Genomic DNA, 9,008 nt, shown 5'->3' with positions numbered 1-9,008 from the left:
GATCCGAAGGCCTGCCACGCTGCTCGTAAGCCATATCCAGCGCTTTGATCACCAGCTCAGCGTCTGGCTTTTCCGACAGCGCCCAGCCCACGATCCGACGCGTACAAAGATCTAGGACGACAGCCAGGTAATGCCACTTTCCTTGAGCCCAAATGTAGGTGATATCGCCGCACCAGACTTGATTAGGCGCTGGCACGTCGAACTCGCGGTTCAATGTGTTCGGGATATCCAGTCTTTCTACTGTTGCTCGTTTGTAGGCATGGGAGCCGGGTTGTTTGCTGACTAAATCAAGCTCGCGCATCAAGCTACGAACTTTGAATCGACCGAGTTGCTCACCGTCTTCACGCATCAGCGACAGAATGCTACGACTGCCCGCGGAGCTGCGACTTTGCGAGAACAGCTCACTGACGCGACTACGTAATCGAAGCCGTTCAACATCGGGCGTGCGGCGCCGCAGGCGCTGGGCGTAGTAACACGAGCGAGTGACGTCAAACACCTTGCACAGCCAATCAACCGGCTCATGGGCGCTCAACTGGGCAATCAGCGCGAACGCTCGTGATCTTCCGACATCAAGAGCGCGGTAGCCTTTTTTAATATGGATTTCTCTCGCTCAAGCCGAGCGATCCGGGCCTCCAGCTCCTGAATTTTTTGCTGTTCCGGCGTCAGCGCCTTGCTCTGCGGGGTGATGCCTTTATGTTCTTTCTGAATCTGGTCAACCCAGCGGCGCAATGCCGACTCACCAATGCCTAGTGAACGGCTGGCTTCGATGTAGCTGTAGTTTTGTTTGAGCACGAGGGCTGCGGCCTCGCGCTTGAATTCAGGAGTAAAGGAGCGGCGTTGTTTGGTCATCTGACACCTCGATCTGGCGAGCATTCTCGCCTAAATGGGTGTCCGGTTTCATTAGACCACTACATTCAGACTGACATTAAGGAAGTCGTTCAGGGGCTTGGTGGGCGGCCAGCTGTGCATGCAAGGTGTTGCATGATACGGGGCGGAGGTTGGGAGAAATCCTAATCAGTTCGACGTCTTGTCCCGCCAGCGTACAACCCACGAGTCGTCAGCCTTGGATACAGGTGGCTCTCCTATGTAATTGCCAGCAATTATCGAAAGCTGAGGGGGTCTCCGAAGTAAAAGGTGGGTGCCGGGTTCGGGGATAAGAGAGAAACGAATGGGGATCAATTTTGTATGAAAATATTTGCACGTTCCAGACAAAGAATTACTTCCGAGTACTCGTGCTACCTCAAGATTCATTCCCCGTTCTGTGAGATTCGGATCCGGATAAGTAATCCTGGATTTCCGTCGGTGCGAGTTCTGGACGCCAAAAAAGTGGTCAATAGCTGACTGCTGCTTCTGGAAGTAAAGATCCAAAGGCGGACAGGATTTTCCGATATGGACAATTACCTCCCATAAATTTGGATATTTACTTCCGGGTACTCTTAGACAGCTCATGAACATCTATGACATGACCTGTCGTTTAACATAATATACATTATACGAACCCATGAATTCATTCATCAACGTCAGTGTGGGTCAGATTCGAAGCCAGGCCCACGCCTTGATCACTCTGCTGAAGCTTGTGCCTGGACCTCAGCGATGTAATCCAGGACGAACGGTTCCTCACAACCATGTTCCTTGTAATAGCCCACCACGTTGGCCAGCGTCCACCGCAGCAACTTCATAAGCTCCGGATCGGAAAATTTCCAACTGTTCGACTCATACGGATAACGGCTGTTGGTGAACACGTCGCGGTATCTCTCGAAGGATTCTTCCTGGCTGTTCAGCGCCAGGCTGCTACGAACCGCTGCGGGGATGGCATGGAACAACGTCAACAGATCGTGCTTATCGGGCGTTCTACGGAAAGTCTTAGCGACGCTTTTCAGATATTGGTGAGCCTTGGCCAACGCTACAGAATCGAGTTTCCAGGTTTCGCCGGATGTACCTTGATGGTGGTCAGGCACGCAAATAAAGCTCTTGAGCAGGATTTCCATGCCAATCGCCGCATTGACCTGGGCAACGTGCGGCAGGTTCTGCGTGTCCAGAACCTCAGCAGCTTTCAAGTAATTGTGAGCGCTTTGAAGCATCCAGCTCGGAACATGACCCATTGATGTTATTCACTTGGAAGTAGCTGCAGAATTTGCCACCATGAGCGATACGCATCATGTTTGAAAGATAGTGTTCTAAGCATGATCTACCCTCCTCTTAATATATGTGAAAGCAATAACTCGACTAAACAACCATTTAGTAGAGCTATTGCTCCAACCTCTGCCGCACTCATTGAATAACCCTCGCGTACACCGCTCGGTCAATGTTCCCGCCGGACAAAATCACCGCTACCTTTCTGCCTTTTACGGTTTCTCGCTCCTGCATCACTGCCGCCAGTGCTGCTGCACCTGCGCCCTCAGCCAGATTATGCGTATCGGTGTAATAGACGCGCATGGCTTCGGCAACCTCACTGTCACTCACCGCCACGATTCGTGATGCACCGCTGCTGTATACAGCGAACGCTTCCGGGATTGGCCTGCGCACGGCGAGCCCGTCCGCGAAGGTATTCGCTGAAGCGGTTTCGATGATTTCGCCTGAATCGAACGATAGTTTCGCCGCTGCTGCGGCGTCGGACACCACCCCCACTACTTCGGTTTTCAGGCCCAGTGCATCGCGAACCGCAATCACTGCGCAAATTCCCGAGCCACAGCCAATCGGCACGTATACGGTGTCCAGATCCGGCGCTGCGTTGAACAGCTCCAGTGCATACGTCGCCACGCCTTTGACCAGTTCGGTGTGGAATGGCGGCACCAGGTACAGGCCATGCACCTGCGCCAGCCGGGCTGCCTCCTCGCGGGCGTCTTCGAAATCGTGGCCACATTCGACCACCTCGCCCCCGAAGCCGCGCATGGCAGAGTTCTTCTCCACCGAATTGCCTTGCGGCACCACGATCAGCGCCTGCAAACCCAACGCAGTTGCCGCCAGTGCCAGGCTTTGGCCATGGTTGCCGCGGGTAGCGGTCACGATGCCTTTTACATCCGGGTGGGTCTGCTTCAGCCAGTGCATGAAGGTGATGCCGCCGCGAACCTTGAATGCGCCCGTCGGGGTGTGGTTCTCATGTTTGACCCAGACCGTGCAACCCATGCGCTGCCCCAGCAACGGCCAGGCGTATTGGGCAGTGGCCGGCATGACTTGATAAACCTGGCGAGCCGCTTGTTCGATTTCATCACGCGTCAGACTGTACATGGGCACCTCCAGAAAATTTCGCTCAGTCTTTCAGACGAATGCAGCGCTGGCTTTCAAAAAACTGACCTGACTTCCCGGCGCCCTTTTCATTACTATGCTCACTATGAGCCATCGAAATAGCCTGCAGCCATCGCCTGTCCCGGAGCCGGTTCGCCGTGTCGAGGCCGGTCCGTGGCTGATCGAATTGTTGCCTGGCTCCGCCTATGCGGCTCGCTACGTCGCGACTCATTCCGCAATCGGGTTTGCGTTCGACAGCCAGCAAGGTTTACACGCGATTGGCAGCGACCGCGTGCTGCCTTTTGTCTGTGCGCCGAACAGCCTGGCCTTCGTTCCTGCCGGCTGTGACGTGCTGTCCGAGTCGCCTGTTGGCGGTGAGTACCTGCGGGTCGTGCATGCCGATGGCATCGAGCGGATGGCGGATCGAGTATTCAACAATCGTATCGATGCCCAGGCCATTGCCCTTGCGCAGTGCATGCGCCGCGCCTTGTTGAAGCCCTCGTTCGATGACGACTGGCAAGCCTGGGCGCTCGCCCTGACTGAACGCGCGCAGTATTCCGCGGGGCTTGCGACGCCGCACCAAAGCTCGATAAACAGCAAACGTATGCGGTTGCTTGACGATTTCATCGACGCCGGCCTCGAAGGTCCGGTGAGCGTGCAAGCGATGGCCGGGTTGCTCGGTTTGTCGGAAGGGTTTTTCATGCGGGCGTTCAAACAGGCGACGGGCAGGAGCCCGCACAGTTACCTGATTGATCGGCGCCTGGCCAGGGCGCGCGCCTGTTTACGCGATTCAACCGCCAGCCTGTCGGACATCGCCCTCGCCTGCGGTTTCAGTTCCCAGGCGCATATGGCCACGGCGTTCAAACAGCGAATGGGTGTCGGCCCGGCGCAATTACGCGCATGTTCTGGACGCGCTAGATCTTGACAGAATAAAGCGGCACAGTGCTTGTTGAAACACGCCTCCGGTTTAATTCCTGAAAGCTACACAACCTTGCGCCGTTGCCTACGCATACGCCAGAATCCGCCGGCTTGTGCGCCCGGAGGTCGCCCGGTAACTTGGAGTGATGGGGTTTAGTCGCCCGGCTAAGGTGAAGCGGTCGTACAAGTATCGTCAGTCAGGTATTCGCCTGCATTTATGGTAGCTGTGCGCATGGCGTCTTCGGACGCGCCGGTTTTGCTTACCCTTTGCGGTCGACTAACTTGCGTACAGCTGCCACCCTTTCGTTTATCAGATCGATCCGCCGGCGTAGGCGCACTGCCCCGTCCTGCGCCACCCCGCAGGACCTGTAGCGGGTGCCGCCCTGTGGCGAGGGGACTTGTCCCCGTTGGCCTGCGCAGCTGGCCCCTGCGTTCGATGAACACCCAAAAGGGGCCGCTGCGCGCCCCAACGGGGACAAGTCCCCTCGCCACAAGGGCTGCGCCCGTTGCAGATTCCCGCGCCATCACCTCCTGCGCGCAAAAAAACCAGGCCCCATGTGTTTCCTTCGTGACTCCCTGCGTCGCAGTTCTTCACTGCCCGTTTCTGCACGTCTGGAGTTTCGCTCAATGCCCTCGTCCAAATCCTTGCCCGCTGCGCTGCTGGGCCTGGCCCTCACCTGTTCGGCCATGGCCGAGACTCAAGGCCTGGAACTCGGCCAGGTGCTTATTCAAGCTGAAGGCCTGAGCGGCGAAGACCAAACGATCGAAGACGCCAAAGCGCGGCTGGCGGAGGTGCCCGGCGGCACGAGCGTGATCGACATGCGCCGCCCGCTGCAGGGCCGCGTGGCCAGCAATCAGGATGTGCTGGCCTATCAGCCGGGGGTATATGCGCAGTCGGCAGGCAACGAAGGGGTGAAGATTTCGATTCGCGGATCGGGCATCAACCGCGCGCCCGGTGCGCATGCGTCCGGTCTGTACACGATGCTCGACGGTTTGCCGCTGACCGGGCCCGGCGGCACGCCTTACGAATTGCTGGAACCGTTGTGGCTCGACCACGTGGAAGTGCTGCGCGGCGCCAACGGTTTCGACCGCGGCGCCCTCGCCCTCGGCGGCGCCATCGACTACGTCAGCCACACCGGCTACGACGCCCCGCTGTTGCAGGTGCGCTACGCGATGGGCAGCCATGGTTATCAGCAGCGTCAAATCAGTTCCGGGCAGGTGCTGGGCGCTTTCGATTATTACCTGTCGGCGACGGACGCAAACGCCGACGGTTATCAGGATCACACCGCCAGCGACAGCCAGGGCCTGATCGCCAACGTCGGTTACCGCTTCAATCCGAATCTGGAAACACGCTTCTACTTTCGTTATCGCCAGACCGACAACGACCTCGCCGGGCGGGTCACCAAAGATTCCCTGGAGCACACGCCACGTGCGGCCAACCCCGCCTACGTAGCGCGCGACGACAGCCGCAAGCAGCCGGGCAGCACTTTCATCGGCAACAAAACCACCTATTACATCGATGATGATTCGAGCATCCAGACCGGCCTGGTTTATCACGACTATCCGATGGACTTGCGCGAGGGACCGAACCGTTTGAAGGTCGCGTACACAGACATCAGCGGCACCTTCGATTACAAGCGTCGCGACACCGTCTTAGGCCTGGAAAGCCGCAGCACGATGGGCCTGCGCGTAACCAAGCATTTGCCCAACGCCGGCGCCAGCGAACTGGTGCGCATCCCCACCGGCAATACTGCCAGCTATGCGCCAGGCACACACATGCGCAACTTCACCTATCAAGGCTCGGACACCGTTTTGCACCTGGGCAATGACCTGGAGATCGCTGACGACCTGTGGCTGACCACCGGCCTTGCTGCCATTTATACCCGTCGCGAGAGCGCCGTGACCTATCCGCAAGGCGGGGGTAAAACCAGCCTCGGCGACTGGGACTACGCCCCACGCCTGGGTCTGCGCTACCAGCTCACGCCCGATGTGCAGGTGTTCGGCAACCTCAGCCGTTCGGTTGAAGGCCCGCATCCCTGGTCGCTCATCTACAGCGCCAATCAGCGTTTTCCAGCGGGCAGCGGCGCCGCGACGGGCACCCAGCGCGATCCGGTCAAGCTGCAAAACCAGACCGCGACCACCCTGGAAATCGGCGGGCGCGGCGACAGTCAGCTGGGGCAATGGAGCCTCGCCTGGTACTTCTCACAGATACGCCACGAATTGCTTTCGGTGCTGCCGGACGCCAACGCCGTCACACCTTACGAACTCAACGCCAGCCCCACCGTGCACCAGGGCGTGGAGGCCAGCCTGCACAGCGACCTGTGGTCGAACGCTGATGGCGGCCGTTTGAGCCTGCGCCAGAGCTACACTTTCAGCGATTTCCATTACCGCGATGACGATCGATTTGGCGACAACCGCCTGCCGGGTCTGCCGATGCATTACTACCAGGGCGAGCTGCGTTACGACTGGTCGCAAGGTTTCTTCGCTGCGCTCAACACCCAGTTAGTGTCGAAAGTCGAAGTGGATTACGCCAATACCTATGAAGCCGATCCCTATGCGTTGTTCGGCGCAACCGTGGGCTACAACGCACCCAAAGACGATTGGCAGACCTGGCTGGACATGCGCAATCTGACCGACAAGCGTTACGCCGCTACCGTCACGCCGGGATACGACGACAGAGGCCTGGACGCCGCACGGTCGACGCCCGGCGAAGGTTTCGGGGTTTATCTCGGGGTGTCGTGGAGCCTGCGCTAAGCCGGCGAGTCAAACCCAGGCGTTCAACTCGCTGCCAGCCGTCTATGCTCCTGAGAGTTTCCTTGACCGGACTCATACGCAATGCTCTCAGGCGCCACCCTGTCGCTGCACCCTCCCCGACTTTTACTGCTCGGCGTGCTCGGCTTGTGTGGCTGCGTACGTCTGGGCCCTGACTTTGAATCGCCCCGACCGGCCTGGCTGGAGAACTGGAACAGCACGGCCCTTGAGCAGTCCACGCACCGCAGCCAGACCCCTGATCTGCGCCAATGGTGGCAAGTATTCGCCGACCCGCAGCTCGACCGCCTGATTGCCGACGCCGACGCGTACAACTCCGACCTGAAGATCGCCGGTTTGCGCGTCATGGAAGCCCGCGCCCGCCTCGGCATCGCGCAAGCCGGGCGCTATCCGCAGGTGCAGCAAGCCAGTGCCGACAGCCTCTACTTCAACCGTCGGCAATCGGGCGGGATCAATCCGCAGGACACGCATTTGTGGCAATACAGTGCCGGCTTCGATGTCGGCTGGGAGCTGGATTTCTGGGGCCGCTTCAGTCGCGCCATCGAGTCCTCGGACGCCAGCTACTTCGCCGCACAGGCCAATTACGAAGACGTGCTGGTGCTCCTGCGCGCCCAGGTTGCCGATACCTATTTTGCCTTGCGTACCACCGAGGCTCGCCTGCAGGTTGCGAGGGAAAACGCCAAACAGCAACAGCGCAATTTCGAGATCACCGAGAAGTTGTTCAACAGCGGCCAGAGCGCCGAACTCGATCTGCAACAGGCCCGCACCCAATACCTCGGCACCTTGAGCACCCTCCCCGATTTTGAAGATCAGTTGCTACGTACGCGCAACGCTTTGGGGATTCTGATCGGTCAGCCGCCCGGCAGGCTGCCACCACTGACCGAACATCAAGGGCTGATTCCGCTGGTGGACCGCGCGGTGCTGCAGGATGTGCCGGCCGACCTGCTACAGCGGCGCCCGGATGTGCGTGCCGCCGAACTGAATGTCGCCGCTCAGTCCGCGTTGATCGGCGTCGCCGTGACCGACTTTTATCCCTCGTTGACCTTGCTCGGCAGCATCGTCTGGTCGGCCGATACGCTCGATGGCACGTCCAGAAACCTGGACCTGATCGGCGGCCCCAGCCTGCGCTGGAACCTGTTCGACCACGGCCAGATCAGCAACAACGTGCGCGTACAGGACGCCCGCCTGCAACAACTGATCGAAGCCTACCGCGACAAGGTTCGTCAGGCAGCGCGCGAGGCCGACGATGCCGCCAGTGGCCTGATCAAATCCCTGGAGCGCGAGCGAATCCTGCGCGAGGCCGAAGTCGCCGCCAAGCGCTCGCTGGTACTGGCCAGCGCTCAGTACCGCGAAGGCTACTCGGACTTTCAGCGTGTACTCGATGCGCAGCGCGCCCTGCTGGAGCAGCAGGACAATTACCTGGTCAGTCGCAGCAATGCCGTGAGCAATCTGATCGCGCTGTACAAAGCGCTGGGCGGCGGCTGGTACACCGCGCAAGGCAAAATCGACCCCGCCACGCGCCAGCAGATGCAGCGCAGAACGGACTGGGGCGATCTTCTCGATGAGCCCGTCGCCCAACCGAACAAGGTGAACGACCATGAGTGAAGCCGCGCAGCCTGCTGCCCCGACGCCACCCGCCGACCCGGCGAAAAAAGGTCTCAAGTGGGTGCTGCTGCTGATCGTCCTCAGCCTGACGTGGTACTTGTTGGCCGATCGAATTACGCCGTATACGCAACAGGCCCGCGTCGGCGCTTTTGTCATCCCGGTGGCGTCGGAAGTCGCCGGTCGGGTCATCCGCGTCAATGTGCGTAACAACCAGACCGTCAATGCCGGTGACGTCCTGTTCGAAGTCGATCCGCAGCCTTATCAGATTGCCGTCGACCGCGCCCGAGCCGACCTTGAAGCAACGCGCCGGCAGATCGGCGCCAGCACTGCCGGCATTGCCTCCGCCGAAGCCAACCTGCGCGCGGCGCACGCCAACGAGCTGAAGGCGCGGCAGGACAATCAACGCCTCGAGGGCCTGTACCGCGACGACCCGGGTACCATTTCCGTACGCCTGCTCGAGGTGTCGCGCGCCAACCGTGAGCAAGCCGTCA

At 59.5% G+C, this 9,008-nt stretch carries 6 protein-coding genes and 1 pseudogene; 4 read left to right on the top strand and 3 right to left on the bottom strand.

What is annotated here, in order from left to right; genetic code table 11:
- From F8N12_RS26760 to F8N12_RS26750, 3 genes and pseudogenes are all read right to left on the bottom strand, one after another.
- Positions 1-849 (bottom strand): annotated as a pseudogene (locus F8N12_RS26760) (IS3 family transposase); the annotation flags it as partial.
- 710 nt (positions 850-1,559) lie between these two features.
- Entirely contained in the window at positions 1,560-2,057 is a 498-nt protein-coding gene (locus tag F8N12_RS26755) for a hypothetical protein (protein WP_224787753.1), read from the bottom strand.
- 214 nt (positions 2,058-2,271) lie between these two features.
- Positions 2,272-3,228 carry a threonine dehydratase gene (locus tag F8N12_RS26750; RefSeq protein WP_150583062.1) on the bottom strand — a complete coding sequence of 319 codons (957 nt, stop codon included), beginning with the start codon at positions 3,226-3,228 and terminating at the stop codon, positions 2,272-2,274.
- 103 nt (positions 3,229-3,331) lie between these two features.
- Here F8N12_RS26750 and F8N12_RS26745 point away from each other — a divergent pair, with 103 nt between their 5' ends.
- From F8N12_RS26745 to F8N12_RS26725, 4 genes are all read left to right on the top strand, one after another.
- Positions 3,332-4,150, top strand: coding sequence for a helix-turn-helix transcriptional regulator (locus tag F8N12_RS26745; RefSeq protein WP_150583061.1), 819 nt, complete (start codon positions 3,332-3,334; stop codon positions 4,148-4,150).
- Positions 4,151-4,770: 620 nt separating this feature from the next.
- The gene (locus F8N12_RS26735; RefSeq protein ID WP_150583059.1) at positions 4,771-6,897 is read left to right on the top strand and encodes a TonB-dependent receptor family protein; all 2,127 of its coding nucleotides are present in this window, start codon (positions 4,771-4,773) and stop codon (positions 6,895-6,897) included.
- Between the two features lie 81 nt (positions 6,898-6,978).
- Complete coding sequence (locus F8N12_RS26730) at positions 6,979-8,517, top strand: efflux transporter outer membrane subunit (RefSeq protein ID WP_150583058.1); 1,539 nt, start codon at positions 6,979-6,981, stop codon at positions 8,515-8,517.
- Positions 8,510-9,008: HlyD family secretion protein (locus tag F8N12_RS26725; RefSeq protein ID WP_150583057.1), on the top strand; the 499-nt coding region annotated here is incomplete at its 3' end. The genes F8N12_RS26730 and F8N12_RS26725, both read left to right, overlap by 8 nt.

Origin of the sequence: Pseudomonas fluorescens, from assembly GCF_902497625.1 — a bacterium.
Taxonomy (GTDB): Bacteria; Pseudomonadota; Gammaproteobacteria; order Pseudomonadales; family Pseudomonadaceae; genus Aquipseudomonas; species Aquipseudomonas fluorescens_BQ.
The sequence above is the reverse complement of the archived record's forward strand: the minus strand, read 5'-3'. Positions and strand labels throughout refer to the sequence as shown.

Excerpts from the sequence above, each read along its gene's own strand:
- F8N12_RS26735 (WP_150583059.1), top strand. The coding sequence starts at position 4,771 with ATGCCCTCGTCCAAATCCTTGCCCGCTGCGCTGCTGGGCCTGGCCCTC.
- F8N12_RS26745 (WP_150583061.1), top strand. The coding sequence starts at position 3,332 with ATGAGCCATCGAAATAGCCTGCAGCCATCGCCTGTCCCGGAGCCGGTT.
- F8N12_RS26730 (WP_150583058.1), top strand. The coding sequence starts at position 6,979 with ATGCTCTCAGGCGCCACCCTGTCGCTGCACCCTCCCCGACTTTTACTG.
- F8N12_RS26750 (WP_150583062.1), bottom strand. The coding sequence starts at position 3,228 with ATGTACAGTCTGACGCGTGATGAAATCGAACAAGCGGCTCGCCAGGTT.